This is a genomic window from Ochrobactrum sp. 19YEA23, assembly GCF_029909865.1.
Lineage (GTDB): Bacteria > Pseudomonadota > Alphaproteobacteria > Rhizobiales > Rhizobiaceae > Brucella > Brucella gambitense.
The window spans coordinates 90,581-107,243 of the sequence record NZ_JASAMQ010000005.1 but is presented as its reverse complement, the minus strand read 5'-3'; the positions used below and the strand labels follow the sequence as shown (position 1 = coordinate 107,243).

Below are 16,663 nucleotides of genomic sequence, written 5' to 3'. Positions count from 1 at the left end.
ACCTTATTATTTGTAGCTTATGACAAGTGCCTTGAATATGGCAAGTGAATTGGATCGCAGGTGGAAGCCTGCGATGTCACAATCACGTGACAACTTGTTGGGAGAGGGTGCTGCCCGTCAGTGCGCTGGTTGCGGCGTGACGGCTTCCAGCCATTGTGCGCGATAGGCGGCATAGGCGTCGCCGGAAGCACCATCGTCTGGCTGATAGGTTCTGCCGTGCTTTTCCTGGGGCGCAGCACCCGCCAGCAAGCCTGCGCCGGTGGCCGTGCCGGTTGATCCGGCAATTGCCTCGACTGCGCGTCCGGAAAAATTCGCCAATGCTTTCAGATAAATAGCATTCTCAGAAAATGGACCTTCGACGACAATCGGCCCCTTGGCGCCCAGCAGGCCAAGGCAACTTTCCGTCATCAGCGCAGCATAAATACAAGCGGCAGCATAGAGTTCGGCATCGCTTGCCTGATCCGCGTTGCGCCAATGCAGATGTGTGTCGGGGTAAGGGCCGCAACCCGGCACGGCGGAAGGTAAAGCCATGATCCCGCGATGCAGAACCTGCGCGGCAAGGACATCGTATTCGGCTGGTGAGGGCTTTTGCAGCCCTTCGGTCATCAGGTCGAATTCGCGCCCGCCCATATAGCGCGCCGCGGGCACCGCCCGCCCATAGGCATCGACATTGGCGAGCGTATCGCGCTTCGGGTCCAGCTGGTCGAGATTGCCGCCAACGGCAAAGCTCACCACCCATGTGCCGGTCGAAACCACCGAAAATGGGCCTTTGCGATCCATCAGATGTGCGAGCAGCGATGCGTTGGAATCGTGAATGCCGCAATGCACCAGAACGGGTGAGGGCAGTCCGATATTGGTCGCGATCTCTGGCAGTAGCGGCCCAAGCGCATCGAAGGCGGAGCGCAGCGGCGGGAATTTTCCGCGAATGTCCAGTTGGTCGACAAGCGCCGAAAAAGCCGATTGTTTCGGCAGCCACAAATCGGTGTGGCAGCCAAGCGAGGTCACTTCCGATGCGGCAATGCCGGTCAGACGCCATGCCCAATATTGCGGATAGGTGAATATGAAATGCGTGCGCGCGAAATCGGTAGGAAAGACCGCTTTCAGATAGTGAAGCTGCGCACCGAGATTGAGGCCGAGCGACAGGGTCGGCGAAAATGTATCGCGAAAATCCGGCTTTATGGCCGCATAGGCGGCGCGGATTTCGGCTGGATATTCGAGTTCATAGTCGAGAACCGGCATTGCCAGCGTGCCGTCTTCAGCAACGAGAGCCGCCGACGCGCCATGCGTGGTGATGGAAATGGCATCGAAGCCCGGCTCTTGCGCAAATTCCGCAAGGCTTGTCAGAAAGAAGCGCCAAAGCGCCTCGATATCATAATGCGGATAGGGGCCGTCGCGCAGAACGGTGTTCGGCATGCGGCGCGCGGCAATTTCCTCGCCGCCTGCCGCATCGATCACGACGACTTTGGCATTGGTCTTGCCTATATCGAGAATGGCGATGCGCTTCATGACATGTGAAACACTGGCTTGAGATCGACAGAAACCGGCGAATTGTCGGGGTTCGTCGCCATGATGTCGGCCATATGCGCCCACCATTTCTTCATCACCGGGTGGTCGGGCAGGGCCGCCATGCCGTGGCTGGCGCTGCGCGTCAGCACGCCAAACAGGATGTTGGTTTCTTCATCAAGATAGATGGCATAGTCTGACACGCCAGCCTTGTGCAGAAGCTCGATCAGTTCGGGCCATATCTCGTCATGGCGGCGGCGATATTCCGCTTCCATGCCCGGATTAAGCGTCATGCGAAATGCATAGCGTTGGGTGGTCATGTCGCGCGCCTCCCCTTGAGCTGCCGGATCAGGATCGGCAGCGAAATGGTGACGATGAGCAGGAGGCCGATAAAGATCGACATGACGATGCCCGGCACGTTGAGAAGCCCAAGCCCGAAGGTCACGAGACCCATAACGAAAGCCGCAATCACCACGCCGACAATGGTGCCCGATCCGCCGAGGATCGATACGCCGCCCAGAACGACCATGGTGACGATTTCCAGTTCCCAGCCTTGCGCGATGGATGGGCGCGTGGAGCCGAGGCGCGACGTCAGGCAGACGGCGGCGATGCCGCTCATGACTCCGGTCATCAGGAAGAGCACGAATTTGGTTTTTTCAACCGGAATGCCGGAAAAGCGCGCCGCGAATTCATTGTTGCCGATGGCATAGATGCGGCGTCCAAAGCTGGTGGCATGTAAAAGCACGCCAAACAGCACCGCGAAGAGAATGAACAGCACGAATTCGAACGAGAAGACCCAGAACACATAGCCCTGACCGAAATAGGCAAAGCTTTCCGGATAGCCGCCAAAGGCCTGATCGCCGAGCACGATATAGGAAATGCCGCGGAAAAGGCTCATCGTGCCGATGGTCACGACGATGGATGGCAGTTTCAGCCCGGCCACCAGTCCACCATTGATCGCGCCGCAAACAAGGCCGGTGCCGATGCCGATGCAGACCAGACCCGGCGTGCCGACGCCAGCCTGCGCAGCCGCACCCATCGCGGTCGAGGAAAGCGCAATGATGGCGGCGACCGAGAGGTCGATTTCACCGGAAATGATCAGAAGCGTCATCGCAAAGGCGATCAGCGCCTTTTCGGTGAAGTTGAATGTGGCGTCGGAGAGGTTCCAGGCATCGAGGAAATAGGGCGAGGCGAAGGAATTCGCGATGAAGATCGCAATTGCCACGCCAAGCAGCAGCATTTCCCAGCTTGCGAAGATGCGTGAGAAGGGCGTGCCGAGGCGGTCGGGAATATGACGGCGCTGGTCGTTCATGTCCGTCTGGCTCATGCCGCAACCTCCTCATAAGTCTTCGCGGCCTTGTCGCGCAGGATGATGCGTCCGCGCCGCTTTTCCTGACGTGCATTGAAAATCACCGCCAGAATGATCACGGAACCGGAGATCGCCATTTGCCAGAAGGGCGATATGTCGATGACCGGCAAAGCGTTCTTGATGACGCCGAGAAACAGCGCGCCCAGAACGGCACCGGCAACCGTGCCGATGCCACCGAGCGTCGAGATGCCGCCGATGACGCAGGCCGCAACGCTGTCGAGTTCGAAACCGGCGGCCACATCCACATAGGCGACGGCATAGCGCGACACCCAGAGATAGCCGCACAGACCGGCAAGCGCACCCGAAAGCACAAAGGCGAAGAAGCGCGTGCGGCCAACATCGATACCGGTATAGACAGCGGCGGTCGGATTGCCGCCGGAAGCATAAAGGGCGCGACCGAAGAATGTCCGCGTCAGCAGGACATAGACAAGCACTACGATCAAAATCGCTGTCCAGCCCAAGAGCGGCAAGCCGAGGAAAGGCGTGCGTGGCGTGTTGAGGAAGGGCGCTGTCATCTGGTGCGCATTCACCCAAGCGCCGCCGGACAGCACAAAGGCCATGCCGCGATAGATGGTGAGCGTGCCAAGTGTGACGACAATCGCCGGAATATTGAGCTTCCAGACGAGAATGCCGTTGATCGCGCCCAAAACTGCACCGATGCCGATGGCAAGCACGATCAGCAGCACCAGAGGCAGGCCCGGATAGGTGGCGTTGAGCATTGCCACGGCCATGCCGGTAAAGGCGAGATTGGCAGCAACCGACAGATCGATTGACTTGGTCAGGATCACCGCCATCTGTCCAAGCGCGATGATGATCAGGATCGACGTGTCGTTGAAGATGCCCGCCAGATTGCCGACGCTGGCAAAGCCCGGCGCGCGGCTGGCAAACAGGCCCACCAGTAGCGCGATGATGACGAGGAGCAGGAGTTCCCGCTGTTTCAGCAATTGTTTCATGATCTACTCCGCAGCCTGCTCGGCATTGCCCGTGGCGGCGCGCACCAGCACTTCCGCGTCGAGGCTTGCACGTTCGAAGACGCCTTCCATGAGGCCTTCGCGCATAACCATCACACGGTCTGACATGCCGATGATTTCCGGCAGTTCCGACGAGATCATGATGATGCTGAGCCCCTCGGCGGCGAGTTCGCTGATAAAGGCGTGAACCGCAGCCTTGGAGCCGATATCGATGCCCTTGGTCGGCTCGTCGAGAATGATGACCTTTGGATTGGTGGCGAGCCACTTTCCGATGACGACCTTCTGCTGATTGCCGCCGGATAGCGTCCCGACCGGTACGGAAAGGGCGGCGGCGCGCAGGTCGAAGCGCTCGGCATATTTGCGCGCCAGCGCCAGTTCTTCCGCCATGCGCAGAAAACCATTGCGCGAGGTGCGGGCGAGCGACGGCAGCGAAACATTCTGAAAGATCGGCAGTTGCAGCACCGCGCCGTGACGTCCGCGTTCTTCCGGCACATAGACGATGCCATGGGCCACCGCATCGCCCGGGCGGCGGGTGCTGATCTCGCGATCTTCAAGCGTCACGCGGCCACGGGATGGCTTGGTGATGCCGAACAGCGATTGTGCGAATTCCGAGCGTCCGGCGCCGACAAGGCCGTAAACGCCGAGGATTTCCCCCTTGCGCAGCTCAAAGGAAATGTCGCGAAACTCGGTCGGGTGCGAATAGTTTTCAACCTTCAGCACCGGCTTGCCGATGGCGACATCCTGCTTGGGGAAAGCCTGATCGACAGACCGCCCGACCATCATGCGCACGATATCGTTCTGTCGCGTATCGGCAAGCGTACCGTGGCCGACGGCGTGCCCGTCGCGGAAAACCGCATAATTATCGGCGATTTCATAGACTTCATCGAATTTGTGGCTGATGAAGAGGATGGCTTTACCCTGCGCTTTCAGCCGCGCCACGATGCGAAACAGGTCGTCCACTTCCTTGCGCGACAGGGCTGCGGTCGGCTCGTCCATGATGACGATGCGCGAATCCACCGACAGCGCGCGGGCAATGGCGACCAGATGGCGCTGGGCGATGGACAGTTCCTTCAGCTTGATGCGGGCGTCGACCGTCGTTTCCAGCGAGGATAGCAAGGCTTGCGAACGGGCATAGACAGCCTTCCAGTTGACGAAGCCGAATTTCGTGCGCGGCGCATGGCCGAGATAGATGTTTTCGCCCACCGACAATTCGTCAAAGAGCACGGTTTCCTGATGAATGGCCGTTACGCCGTGATCGGTCGCATCCTGCGCCGTCGCCAGATGCACCGGCTTGCCGTCGATGAGGATTTCACCTTCATCGGGCTGATAGATGCCGGTGAGGATTTTCACGAGCGTGGACTTGCCTGCGCCGTTCTCGCCGATCAGCGCCGTCACTTTGCCGGGATAGAGCGCGATATTGACGTCATCGAGCGCACGCACACCGGGAAATGTCTTGGCAATGCCGCGCATTTCCAGAATGGGCTGGTCCGTCATGGCAAGCACCGTCTGCTCACCGCTGGAATCGCCGCTTGAGAGAAAAGCTGCATTCATTGCAGACACCTGAAATCGATTCTGGGGAACGGGAGGCGGCACCCGTTCAGCGAATGCCGCCTCTTTTTAAAATGCGCATCGTGTCCGAAAACCGTTTCACACTTTTCGGGATGCTCTTTCCGATCAGAAGACCTTGGAGAACTGGTCGATGTTCTTCTCGTCATAGACGAAAGGGTCGCTCATCGCGGCTTCGCCGTTTTCGCCGATCTTGATCTTGCCCATACGTCCGGCATCGATTTCGGAACCCGGCTTGCCATCGGTATCACCCTTCACGAGGTGATAGGCGATCTGCGTTGCGGAATAGCCGAGATCAATCGGGTTCCAGATGGCGAATTCCTTGGTCGCGCCGGACTTGATGGCACCAGCCATTTCGGACGGCAGGCCGAGGCCCGTCACATAGACATCGCCGATCTTGCCGGCATCCTTCACGGCCTGCGAAGCGGCCAGAACGCCCACGGTCGTCGGCGCCACGATGACCTTGACGTTCGGGTTCGACTTCAGGAGGCCCTGTGCTTCACGATAGCTCTTGTCGGCCAGATCGTCGCCATAGACGGTCGTGACCAGATTGAGGCCCGGGAAGTCCTTGAGCTGCTTCTTCATCTCGGCGATCCAGATATTCTGGTTGGTCGAGGTGGTGGTGGCGGACAGGATCGCGAAATCGCCCTTGCCGTCCGGCAGGTGGTCGGCCGCAAGCTTCAGGCACATCTTGCCGATCAGCTCGTTGGACGATGGGTTGAGGTGCACGATACGGCCAGCCGGAGCGACACCCGAATCCCACGAAATCACCTTGATGCCGCGCTGGGCAGCCTTTTTCAGCGCCGGTACGACCGCATCCGGGTCGTTGGCGGAAATGGCGATGGCGTTCACGCCCTGGGCAATCAGCGAATTGATGACTTCAATCTGGCCTTCGGCGGTTGTGGTGGTCGGGCCGGTATAGATGACCTCGACGCCGCCAAGTTCTTTGGCAGCTTCCTGCGCACCCTTGTTGGCGGCTTCAAAGAAGCCGTTGCCGAGCGACTTCGCGACGAGCGCGATCTTCATGTCGGCTGCCTGCGCCTGACTTGCCATGAAGGCGACGGCCAGTGCTGTACCAAGTGCGAGTTTCTTGAAAAGCTTCATGTCTCATTCCTCCCAGTATAAAGACATATGTTTCACGATGATCCCGGCATTGGCCGGGATGATAATAGAGTTGGCTCAGGCAACCTCGGCGGAATCCCCCTGTTCGCCGCCCTTGCCGGCATTTGCGGAAACCTGCGCTACAATCAGCCGGATACCCGCATTTTCGACCATCCGCCGCGCCTCATCGGAAATGCCGTCATCGGTGATCAGCGTGCTGACACGGTCGAGCGGGCAAAGGATGAGGCTGGAACGGCGTGTGAATTTCGATGAATCGACCATCAGGACAAGTTCGTCCGCCTGGCCCATCAGTTTCTGTTCGCTCTGGATGATCAGCGCGTCGGATTCCATCACGCCGAGCGGGCTGACACCCTGACAGCCCATGAACATCCGCCGACCGTAAAAATTACGGATGACGTCATTGTCGAAAGGCGAAAGGATCAGGCTCTGGTCGCGATAGATCGCGCCGCCGGGCACGATCACCGTGCTTTTCGACTGCCGCAACAGATGTTCGGCAATGGCGAAGGAGTTGGTCAGCACCTGAAGGCGGCGCGCCGTCAGATAATGCACCATCTGGAATGTCGTGGAGCCGCCATTGATGATGATGCTGTCGCCTTCATCGCAAAGCGCCACGGCCTCGCGGGCAATGGCGCGCTTGCGATCACCATTTTCGGATTCGGAAACCTTGAACGGACGCCCCGCAAGACTGCCAAACTGCGGCGGGTGGATGGCTTCAGCACCGCCGCGCACGCGCTTGATCCGACCCTGCATATGCAGCGATGCGATATCGCGCCGAAGGGTCGCTTCCGACGCCTCCGTCAATTCCACCAGATCCTGAATGGTGATCACCGGTTTCTCCTGAACAGCGCTCAGGATGATGCGGTGGCGCTCTCTTTCGTGCATGGCTCCTCCTGTTTCCATCTATTCTTAAATTGCTGGCGCATGTCAATCACAAACAATCAACAATTCGCACATGCGCGAAATATTTGATCGATTATGATTGTTTGTGATTGACAGTATTTCGTTTCATGCGTCATATCTGCCGCCAACATGATCGCTCGCGCATGGGAAGGATATGCGCGTGGCGGTTGGCCTTAATCTGGCATAACTGACTTGGGAGGATGACATGGTGGTCAGCAATCGGCTGCTCGATAATCGCTGGGACGACGCCAAGGCGGCAACGCTGGATGAGCCGGGAAAGCTGCTTTACCGCTCCAATCTGCTCGGGTCAGACAAGCGCATCACCAATTACGGCGGCGGCAACACCTCTGCCAAGGTTGAGGAAATTGATCCGCTGACCGGCGAAAAGGTTCAGGTTCTCTGGGTCAAGGGCTCGGGCGGCGATGTCGGCACCATCAAACTCGACGGTTTTGCCACGCTTTATCAGGACAAGCTCAATGCGCTGAAGTGCATCTATAAGGGCGTTGAGGATGAGGACCGCATGGTCGGCTTCCTGCCGCATTGCACCTTCAACCTCAATCCGCGCGCGGCATCCATCGATACGCCGCTGCATGGTTTTGTCGCTTTCAGCCATGTCGATCACATGCATCCCGATGCGATCATTGCGATTGCTGCCTCCAGGAATTCCCGCGAGCTGACGGCCGAGATTTTCGGTGACGATATTGGCTGGCTGCCATGGCGTCGCCCGGGTTTCCAGCTCGGGCTCGATCTCGAAGCTTTCGTCAAGGCGCATCCGCAGGCCAAGGGCGTTGTCCTTGAAAGTCATGGCCTTTTCACCTGGGCCAATGATGCGAAGACCTGCTACGAAACCACGCTCGCCATTATCAACAAGGCCATTGAATGGCTGGACCGGAAGACGGCGGGCAAAGCCGCTTTCGGCGGTGCTGTCACACAAAGCCTGGCTGCTTCCGAGCGCCGCGCCATTGCAGCGCGGCTGATGCCGGAAATTCGCGGGCTGATCGGCAAGGAAGAGCGCAAGCTCGGCCATTTCGATGATCAGGATGCAGTGCTGGAATTCGTGAATGCGAAGGAACTGCGTCCGCTGGCCGCTCTGGGCACATCCTGCCCGGATCATTTCCTGCGCACCAAAATTCGCCCGCTGGTCGTCAATTTTGATCCGGCCAAGCCGGATGTCGATGCTATCGTTGCCGGGCTTGAAGATGCGTTGGAAGCCTATCGCGCCGATTACAAGCGCTATTATGAGGCCTGCAAGCACGACAATTCGCCGAAGATGCGCGATCCCAATCCGGTGATTTTTCTGATCCCCGGTGTCGGCATGCTGTCTTTTGCTCGCGATAAGGCGACGGCACGCATCGCTGGCGAATTCTATGTCAATGCGATCAATGTCATGCGCGGCGCATCCGCTGTGTCCGAATATCAGGGGCTGCCGGAACAGGAAGCCTTCGATATTGAATATTGGCTGCTTGAGGAAGCCAAGCTGCAACGCATGCCAAAGCCGAAAAGCCTAGCCGGGCGCATTGCCCTTATCACTGGCGGCGCTGGCGGCATTGGCTATGCCACCGCCGAGCGGCTGGCGGGCGAGGGCGCTTGCGTGGTTCTGGCGGATATTGACGCAGAATCGCTCAAATCCGCTCACGCCAATCTGTCAAAGCGTTATGGTGCTGATCAGGTTCGCAGCGTCGAGTTGAACGTGACCGATGAAAAGGGCGTCGCAAACGCCTTTGTTGAAGCCAGCGTCGAGCTGGGCGGCATCGACATTCTGGTCTCCAATGCGGGCATCGCGTCGTCAGCTCCGGTCGAAGCGACCGAATTGTCGATGTGGAACCGTAATATCGACATTCTGGCGACCGGCTATTTCCTCGTGTCGCGGGAGGCCTTCCGCTTGTTCCGCCGCCAGAAGATCGGCGGCAATGTGGTGTTCGTCGCTTCCAAGAACGGTCTTGCTGCTTCGCCCAGTGCATCCGCCTATTGCACGGCCAAGGCTGCTGAAATCCATCTGGCCCGCTGTCTGGCGCTGGAAGGTGCTGATGCCGGCATCCGCGTCAATGTGGTCAATCCCGATGCAGTTCTGCGCGGCTCCAAGATCTGGGACGGCGAGTGGCGTGAACAGCGCGCGGCATCCTCCAAGATCGATGTTTCGGAACTGGAGGAGCATTATCGCAAGCGGTCGCTGCTGAAGCTCAATGTCCTGCCGGAAGATATCGCCGAAGCGATCTATTTCCTCGCCAGCGACTCTTCGGCAAAGTCCACCGGCAACATCATCAATGTCGATGCTGGGAACCAGCAGAGTTTCCCACGTTGACCCTATAATCTGGAATGTTCTGGGAGGAACCATGTCCGATCAACGTATTTTGGCGGATTTCATCGCCGAGCATAATTCCGGTTTCGAAAATGCGCTGAAGAGCGATTATCAGGCGCTGGGTGCGCAGCTGGCGCGTCGCGGCATCGAGATCGATACCATTACCGACAAGGTGGCAAGCTATTTCGTCGCCGTGCCTTCGTGGGGCACTGGCACGGGCGGCACCCGCTTCGGGCGTTTTCCGGGTGGCGGCGAGCCACGTGGCATTTTCGACAAGCTGGACGATTGCGCCGTCATCAACGAGCTTTCGCGGGCAACGCCGAATGTCTCGCTGCATATTCCGTGGGACAAGGCAGACCCGAAGAAGCTGAATGCCCATGCCGCGGCGCTGGGCCTCGGTTTCGACGCCATGAATTCCAACACGTTTTCGGACGCTGCCGATCAGAAACTGTCCTACAAATACGGATCGCTCACCCATGTCGATGCGGCGGTGCGGGCGCAGGCGGTCGAGCATAATCTCGAATGTATCGAAATCGGCAATGCCATCGGCTCCAAGGCGCTGACGGTCTGGCTCGGCGACGGGTCCAATTTCCCCGGCCAGCAGAATTTCACGCGTGCTTTCGAGCGCTATCTGGCTTCGATGGGCGAAATCTACAAAGCTTTGCCCGACGACTGGCGCTTGTTCTCCGAGCATAAAATGTATGAACCGGCCTTCTATTCGACGGTGGTTCAGGACTGGGGCACAAATTATCTCATCGCCTCGACGCTTGGTCCCAAGGCGCAATGTCTGGTCGATCTCGGCCACCATGCGCCCAACACCAATATCGAAATGATCGTGGCGCGGTTGATGCAGTTCGGCAAACTCGGCGGTTTCCATTTCAACGACAGCAAATATGGCGATGACGATCTCGATGCCGGTTCCATCGATCCCTATCGCCTGTTTCTGGTGTTCAATGAGCTGGTCGGTGCCGAATATCGCGGCGTGAAGGACTTTAATCCGGCGCATATGATCGACCAGTCGCACAATGTGACTGATCCGCTGGAAAGTCTTATTTCGTCGGCAAATGAAATCCGCCGCGCTTATGCACAAGCACTGCTGGTGGACCGCGAGGCGCTGGAAACCTATCAGCAGGAAAACGATGCGCTGATGGCGTCGGACACGCTGAAACGCGCCTATCGTACCGATGTTGAGCCGATTTTGGCCGAAGCCCGTCGCCGCACTGGCGGGGCGATCGAACCGATTGCCGCCTATCGCGCCAGCGGCTATCGCCAGAAGGTTGCAGCCGAACGCCCGGAAAGCAAAAGCGACGGCGGCGCTTTCAACTAAGTTACTTCAAATAAGCGCCGACGGAGAAACTTCGTCGGCGCTGGTCTTTTAGAGCGGTTTCGGTTAAAACGGAATTGTGGAACCGCTCTATCTAATTGTTTTTACGCATTATCCTACGCAAAACCGCTTCGCACTTTTGCTGGAAATGCTCTATACCCGGCCGTAAATGTCGTCGAAACGCACGATATCGTCTTCGCCGAGATATTCGCCGCTCTGCACTTCGATCAGAACCAAGGGCAGAATGCCCGGATTTTCCAGACGGTGCTTGAAGCCGCAGGGAATATAGGTTGACTGGTTGTTGGTCAGCAGAATTTCCCGGTCGCCATTGGTCACCTTGGCGGTGCCGGACACGACGATCCAGTGTTCGGAACGGTGATGATGCGCCTGAAGGCTCAGGCGGCGTCCGGGCTTCACCTCGATGCGCTTGATCTTGAAGCCGTCGCCTTCTTCCAGCACGGTATAGGTGCCCCACGGACGATGGGCGGTGCGGTGCAGTTTCGCGGCTTCGTGGCCGTCAGCGCGCAGACGGTTGAAAACCTTGCGCACATCCTGCGCCTTGTCGCGATGGGCGACGAGCAACGCGTCCGGCGTATCGACAACCAGAAGGTCGTGCACGCCGACAAGGCTGACCAGCCTTGTTTCCGACAAGACAAAACTGTTGGTCGTGTCTTCCAGAACGGTTTCCCCGCGCAGACGGTTGCCATCGGCATCGGGATTGATCAGGTCGGCCATGGCAGCCCAGGAACCGATATCCGACCAGCCGCAGGAAACCGGAATGCAGGCGATATTGTCGGCCTTTTCCATGATGGCATAATCGATGGAAATGGCCGGCGTCGCGGCAAACTCGTCCTTTGGAATCTCAATGGTCTTGGTGTCGCCATTGACGCCGCGCCGCGCATTTTCGAGCGACGCCTGCACGCCGTTGAAAATCTCCGGCGCGTGGGCGCGCATCGCTTCCAGCATGGTTCTCGCGGTAAAGCAGAACATGCCCGAATTCCAGAAATAGCGTCCGCTCTCGACATAGGCCTGCGCGGTTTCCGCATCGGGCTTTTCGACAAAGCGCAGAACGTCCACGCCATCCGCCTCGATATAGCCGAAGCCCGTTTCCGGGTGATCGGGCACAATGCCGAATGTCACGATGCGACCGGTTTCGGCAAGCTGCCGCGCCTTTTGGACCGCTTCCGCAAAGGCGGGTTCGTCTTCGATCAGGTGGTCGGCAGGCATCACCAGAAGCGTAGCGTCCGGGCCGTAGGTTGCGGCGGCATGCATGGCCGCAAGCGCCACCGCAGGCGCGGTATCGCGACCCAAGGGTTCCAGCAGAAACGCATTATCGGTCTTGGGCGCCTTGGCGTCCGCATAGGCGTCGAGCGTCAGAAACAGAAAATCGCGATTGGTGACGGTCAGGATGTGATCGACGCCTTCAAGCCGTGCCGCCCGGTTATAGGTCTTGCCGATCAATGTACTGCCGTCGGGTAGTTCGATGAAGGGCTTCGGGTGGGCATCGCGCGAGAGCGGCCAGAGCCTTGAACCGGAACCGCCGCTGATGATGACAGGAATAAAGCTCATTGCTCAGGCATCCTTTGTTGCGTTGCGGGCGATATCGAGGCCCATGGCCAGAAGTTCGACGGCCTGGTTTTCATTGGCCGCTTCCACATAGCAGCGCAGCTCCGGCGCATTGCCGGAAGCGCGATAGTGGACGGCATTGCCGGAATGGAAGAACAGTTTGACGCCGTCAATGGCCTCAGACCGGATGATCGCATCGGTTGCCGGAAACAGCGCCTTGCGCCCGGCTTCATCCTTGAGGATGGCGAGAAACGCGCCGCTCTTTTCCTGCGGCACATTCTGCAAACGGTCGCTGAGCGCGATGCGAAACTTGAAAGCCGCGCCGATTTCCGCAAGCGGCTTGCCCTGCTCTTTGATCATGCTCAGGCAGGCGAGGATCGGCAGCAGCGCATCGCGGGTCGGCAGTGCGGAAAGCGTGTGGCCATTGCGGGTGCTGTCGCTGCCCAAAAGCACGCCGCCATTGGCTTCGAATCCGACAATAAGCTTTGCGCCCTCCGCCTTGGCGCGTGCCATGCCTTCGATGACATAAGGAGAACCGACGCGGGTTCTGACAACGCGGTCGAAACGCCCGCATTCTTCCAGCGCTGCATTGGAGGTCACTGGCGTGACGATGGTGTCAGCACCGATCCAGCTTGCGGTGATCGCGCCGACGAGATCGCCACGCACGAACTGGCCGCTTGCATCGGCAATCAGTGGCCTGTCCGCATCGCCATCCGTGGAAACGATGGCATCAAGGCGGTTTTCCTTGGCCCACTGGTCGAGAAGCCGGATATCTTCCGGGCGCAACGCTTCGGTATCGACCGGCACGAAAATGTCGGAGCGCCCGAGTGCGAGGGTTTCTGCGCCAAGCGCGGTCAGAATATCCGTTATAACATCGCGGGCGACAGACGAGTGCTGGTAGACGCCGACGCGCAAGCCCTTGAGAGCGCCGCGTCCCAGATAATCGATATAACGTTTCTCATAGGCGCTGGTCGCGGCATCGCTTGTTGCACCATTGCCCGAGTGCCTTGGGGTGAGGTCGGCGGGCAGGGCGGCATAGGCCGCGCTGATCGCCTGCTCGTCGGTCTTGTCGATTTCGCCATCGGCCCGATAGAACTTCAAACCATTGCGATCATCGGGGATATGGCTTCCCGTCACCATGATGGAAGGCGCTTGTTTCGCCATGGCGTAGAAGCTGAGCGCAGGGGTGGGCAGCACACCGCAATTCACCGGCGTAAAGCCAGCGTCTTCAATGGCTGCCATGCAAAGGGCGGCAATGTCGGGGCTGGATGGGCGGAGGTCGCGTCCGACGAAAACCTCCGCGCCTTTGTTCAGCTTGCCGCTTTCGGCGAGCATGCGCACGAAGGCGAGCGAATAAGCATAGGCGGGCAAGCCGTTCAGCTCGTTCGCCAATCCCCTGAGACCGCTGGTGCCGAATTTAAGGGAACTGCCACTCATGCCTTCACTCTACCTTCTTGCGTAACTGCACCATCAAGGATGATCAGATATCTTATAACCTTATTTTGATACAGGACCGATCCCTTCAATGGTGCAAGATGTGCATCCTATTGCGGGTGATAATCCTTATAGGCGGGCAAATTCAAGTCGTTAAGGCTATCTGCGTTAACGACCGCCCGTGCGACTGCATCCGCCATGACCGTTGCAGCGATTGCGCCGATGGCGGTCACGTCCGCTTCAACATCCTTGGCCTTGCCGGTCGAGAGTGCGAAAATCGTATCGCCGTCCCACATGGTGTGGATCGGGTTGATGGTGCGCGCAAAACCATCATGAGCCATGCCTGCGATCTTCTTCAGTTCCGCCTTGTTGAACGGTACGTTGGTGGCAATCGCGCCGATGGTCGTGTTGGCGCCACCGGATTTGACCACGCCATGGCCCTGCATGATGGCCTGCATCGTATTGCGGAAGCCCTTGCCATCTTCGCTGCGCGCACCGGCCAGGATCTGGCGCGAGTTTGGTGCATAAACATCGCCAACCGCATTGACGGCGACGATTGCGCCTACCACGATTTCCGTGCCGGGCACCTTGTAGCTTGCCGTGCCAAGCCCGCCCTTCATGGCAAAATCCTTGCCGAACATCTTGCCGACCGTCGCGCCAGCGCCAGCGCCGATATTGCCTTCGCCGGAAGCTTCCGCCTTGGCCGCCTTGCAGGCGAGATAACCGGCTTCCTCATCGGGGCGGATCGAAAAATCGCCGACGCCGAGATCCATCAGGATCGCCGCGGGCACGATCGGCACCACGCCGTTGCCGATCTTGAAACCGAGCTTGTTTTCTTCCAGATAGCGCATCACGCCAGTTGCGGCGCTAAGCCCGTAGGCGCTGCCGCCGGACAGGAGAATGGCCTGTACCTGCTGCACATAATTGATGGGATCGAGAAGGTCGGTCTCGCGGGTGCCGGGCGCGGAGCCGCGCACATCGACGCCTGCCGAAGCGCCTTCTTCACATAAGAGAACCGTGCAGCCGGTCGGGCGCTTGGTCAGTGTGTGATGGCCAAGCTTGATCCCCGGTACATCCGAAATGCTTCCGCCCATAAGTTCCAGCATGCTCTTTCCTCCCGTGCTCGCTGCCGCTGCCGCGCTAACGACAAAGGGCATTGCTCCCAGCCCCGCAAGCGATTTGCCGAATGTTCTGCGATCCATAAACAGTTTTCTCCTCCATCTGACGCTTCACTCCGAAAGCGCATTCTTTTCGCGTGCGCGCCGTTGGCGCAGCACATCCGCCACGAAGTTGCGCGACAGGGCGTGGTAGAGCGGCTCATTGGAAATAAGCCGCGCCGTACCGTAACCGAGCATCGAGGCGCACATCAGCGGAATGACATTGTTATGATTGCCGGTCATTTCGAGAATGATGACGAAGGCCGTCATTGGCGCCTGAACGACGCCGGCAAAATAGCCCGCCATGCCCAGCACGGCAGCCAGGCTTGCGCTGGTGCCGAGCACAAGGCCGATGGTGCTGCCGAGGCCTGCGCCGACCGAAAGCGATGGTGCGAAAATACCGCCCGGGATGCCCGATATCATCGAGAGCAGACCGGCGACGAATTTTTCGACAAAGTAAAATGGCGGCAGTGCCGTGCCTTCAACCGCGCCCCGCGCCTGAACATAGCCGGTGCCGAAAGTCGCACCGCCCGAAGCGATGCCGATGATCGCAACCAGTAGCCCGCAAATACCGGCAAACAACACCGCGTTGCGCAGTGGAACCTTCTGCACATGGCGGCGCACGCGACGTCCGAGATCGAGCGCCAGCGCACTGAAAGCCGCGCCGAACGCCCCGCCGATCACGCCGCAGGCGACCACCAGAACCCAATCCCTGCCGGTCGTGGCTGTAATCGTCGTCATGCCGAAATAATTGTAGTTGCCCACCAGACCGAGCGAGGCGAGACCGGCCAGAATGACCGCCGAAAGCACCAGCCCATTGGTGCGCGCGGCATAGGCACGGCCCATTTCCTCGATCGCGAAAACAATTCCGGCAAGCGGCGTGTTGAAGGCCGCGGCGATGCCCGCTGCCGATCCGGCGAGGATCAATCCGCGCGCCTGTTCCATGCCGCCGATCCGCGCCGATTGCAGCATAATCGACGCGCCGATCTGCACGGTGGGGCCCTCGCGCCCGATGGATGCGCCGCAGAAAAGGCCCACGACGGTGAGCACAATCTTGCCGGTGGCAATCCGGATCGAGAGAAGCATGGAGCGATCCTGATGATCGTCGAGATGCCGCGCAGCGATGGCTTGCGGGATACCGCTGCCGCCGGAATTCGGGAACCAGGCGATGGCAATCCATGAACAGGCCATGAAGCCGACCGGGGTGATGACGAGCGGCAGCCAGGCTCGCCAGAAACTACCCCCGGAACCATCCGTCAGCGCCTTGAACCAGTTCTGCGCAATGTCGGCCGCCTCTGCAAAGCCGACGCTGATAATCCCGATGGCAAGCGCGCCGCACCAGAAAACGAGCCGAGGTTTCCAGAGCCGGGGAGACATCCACATCACTCTGGAACGGCGGATCAGCGGGACGCGCTTATACGACTTTCGCATCATCTCCCCTTGCTCACCTCT

Annotated in this window: 13 protein-coding genes; 2 read left to right on the top strand and 11 right to left on the bottom strand. The window is 59.1% G+C overall.

All coding sequences use genetic code 11. From position 1 onward, the window contains the following. Window positions 1–117: 117 nt before the first annotated feature. The 7 genes from QBD01_RS14410 to QBD01_RS14380 all read right to left on the bottom strand — a co-directional run bounded on the left by QBD01_RS14410 (window position 118) and on the right by QBD01_RS14380 (window position 7,413). Entirely contained in the window at window positions 118–1,506 is a 1,389-nt protein-coding gene (locus QBD01_RS14410) for an FGGY-family carbohydrate kinase (protein WP_280993362.1), read from the bottom strand. Then, a complete protein-coding gene (gene rhaM / locus QBD01_RS14405) occupies window positions 1,503–1,823 on the bottom strand; it encodes an L-rhamnose mutarotase (RefSeq protein WP_280993361.1) in 321 nt (106 codons plus the stop codon). The genes QBD01_RS14410 and rhaM overlap by 4 nt, the downstream gene beginning before the upstream one ends. Then, complete coding sequence (locus tag QBD01_RS14400; RefSeq protein WP_280993360.1) at window positions 1,820–2,830, bottom strand: ABC transporter permease; 1,011 nt, start codon at window positions 2,828–2,830, stop codon at window positions 1,820–1,822. The genes rhaM and QBD01_RS14400 overlap by 4 nt, the downstream gene beginning before the upstream one ends. After that, complete coding sequence (locus tag QBD01_RS14395; protein WP_280993359.1) at window positions 2,827–3,825, bottom strand: ABC transporter permease; 999 nt, start codon at window positions 3,823–3,825, stop codon at window positions 2,827–2,829. The genes QBD01_RS14400 and QBD01_RS14395 overlap by 4 nt, the downstream gene beginning before the upstream one ends. A 3-nt stretch (window positions 3,826–3,828) precedes the next feature. Further along, window positions 3,829–5,394 (bottom strand): sugar ABC transporter ATP-binding protein, encoded by a 1,566-nt coding sequence (locus QBD01_RS14390; protein ID WP_392391412.1) that lies wholly within the window; start codon window positions 5,392–5,394, stop codon window positions 3,829–3,831. A gap of 123 nt (window positions 5,395–5,517) precedes the next feature. Further along, window positions 5,518–6,513: a rhamnose ABC transporter substrate-binding protein gene (rhaS, locus tag QBD01_RS14385; RefSeq protein ID WP_182521349.1), complete on the bottom strand. Its 996-nt coding sequence runs from the start codon at window positions 6,511–6,513 to the stop codon at window positions 5,518–5,520. Window positions 6,514–6,588: 75 nt separating this feature from the next. Next, complete coding sequence (locus tag QBD01_RS14380) at window positions 6,589–7,413, bottom strand: DeoR/GlpR family DNA-binding transcription regulator (protein ID WP_078338167.1); 825 nt, start codon at window positions 7,411–7,413, stop codon at window positions 6,589–6,591. A gap of 223 nt (window positions 7,414–7,636) precedes the next feature. Between QBD01_RS14380 and QBD01_RS14375 the strand changes: the two genes are divergently transcribed. Both QBD01_RS14375 and rhaI read left to right on the top strand, forming a co-directional pair. After that, a complete protein-coding gene (locus QBD01_RS14375; RefSeq protein ID WP_280993358.1) occupies window positions 7,637–9,733 on the top strand; it encodes a bifunctional rhamnulose-1-phosphate aldolase/short-chain dehydrogenase in 2,097 nt (698 codons plus the stop codon). A 31-nt stretch (window positions 9,734–9,764) separates the two neighbouring features. Then, on the top strand, window positions 9,765–11,057 hold the full coding sequence (rhaI, locus tag QBD01_RS14370; RefSeq protein WP_280993357.1) for an L-rhamnose catabolism isomerase: 1,293 nt from the start codon (window positions 9,765–9,767) through the stop codon (window positions 11,055–11,057). Between the two features lie 150 nt (window positions 11,058–11,207). Here rhaI and QBD01_RS14365 read toward each other — a convergent pair whose 3' ends face one another. From QBD01_RS14365 to QBD01_RS14350, 4 genes are all read right to left on the bottom strand, one after another. After that, window positions 11,208–12,623, bottom strand: coding sequence for a mannose-1-phosphate guanylyltransferase/mannose-6-phosphate isomerase (locus QBD01_RS14365; RefSeq protein ID WP_280993356.1), 1,416 nt, complete (start codon window positions 12,621–12,623; stop codon window positions 11,208–11,210). A gap of 3 nt (window positions 12,624–12,626) precedes the next feature. Then, window positions 12,627–14,057, bottom strand: a complete 1,431-nt coding sequence (locus QBD01_RS14360) for a phosphomannomutase (protein WP_280993355.1) — start codon at window positions 14,055–14,057, stop codon at window positions 12,627–12,629. 107 nt (window positions 14,058–14,164) lie between these two features. Further along, window positions 14,165–15,256, bottom strand: coding sequence for a P1 family peptidase (locus tag QBD01_RS14355; protein ID WP_078338163.1), 1,092 nt, complete (start codon window positions 15,254–15,256; stop codon window positions 14,165–14,167). Between the two features lie 27 nt (window positions 15,257–15,283). After that, the gene (locus QBD01_RS14350; protein WP_280993571.1) at window positions 15,284–16,642 is read right to left on the bottom strand and encodes a chloride channel protein; all 1,359 of its coding nucleotides are present in this window, start codon (window positions 16,640–16,642) and stop codon (window positions 15,284–15,286) included. Window positions 16,643–16,663: the final 21 nt, after the last annotated feature.

What these genes read in the sequence shown, in the direction of transcription:
- QBD01_RS14410 (WP_280993362.1), bottom strand. Translation starts at nt 1,506, where the DNA reads ATGAAGCGCATCGCCATTCTCGATATAGGCAAGACCAATGCCAAAGTC.
- rhaM (WP_280993361.1), bottom strand. Translation starts at nt 1,823, where the DNA reads ATGACCACCCAACGCTATGCATTTCGCATGACGCTTAATCCGGGCATG.
- QBD01_RS14400 (WP_280993360.1), bottom strand. Translation starts at nt 2,830, where the DNA reads ATGAGCCAGACGGACATGAACGACCAGCGCCGTCATATTCCCGACCGC.
- QBD01_RS14395 (WP_280993359.1), bottom strand. Translation starts at nt 3,825, where the DNA reads ATGAAACAATTGCTGAAACAGCGGGAACTCCTGCTCCTCGTCATCATC.
- QBD01_RS14390 (WP_392391412.1), bottom strand. Translation starts at nt 5,394, where the DNA reads ATGAATGCAGCTTTTCTCTCAAGCGGCGATTCCAGCGGTGAGCAGACG.
- rhaS (WP_182521349.1), bottom strand. Translation starts at nt 6,513, where the DNA reads ATGAAGCTTTTCAAGAAACTCGCACTTGGTACAGCACTGGCCGTCGCC.
- QBD01_RS14380 (WP_078338167.1), bottom strand. Translation starts at nt 7,413, where the DNA reads ATGCACGAAAGAGAGCGCCACCGCATCATCCTGAGCGCTGTTCAGGAG.
- QBD01_RS14375 (WP_280993358.1), top strand. Translation starts at nt 7,637, where the DNA reads ATGGTGGTCAGCAATCGGCTGCTCGATAATCGCTGGGACGACGCCAAG.
- rhaI (WP_280993357.1), top strand. Translation starts at nt 9,765, where the DNA reads ATGTCCGATCAACGTATTTTGGCGGATTTCATCGCCGAGCATAATTCC.
- QBD01_RS14365 (WP_280993356.1), bottom strand. Translation starts at nt 12,623, where the DNA reads ATGAGCTTTATTCCTGTCATCATCAGCGGCGGTTCCGGTTCAAGGCTC.
- QBD01_RS14360 (WP_280993355.1), bottom strand. Translation starts at nt 14,057, where the DNA reads ATGAGTGGCAGTTCCCTTAAATTCGGCACCAGCGGTCTCAGGGGATTG.
- QBD01_RS14355 (WP_078338163.1), bottom strand. Translation starts at nt 15,256, where the DNA reads ATGGATCGCAGAACATTCGGCAAATCGCTTGCGGGGCTGGGAGCAATG.
- QBD01_RS14350 (WP_280993571.1), bottom strand. Translation starts at nt 16,642, where the DNA reads ATGCGAAAGTCGTATAAGCGCGTCCCGCTGATCCGCCGTTCCAGAGTG.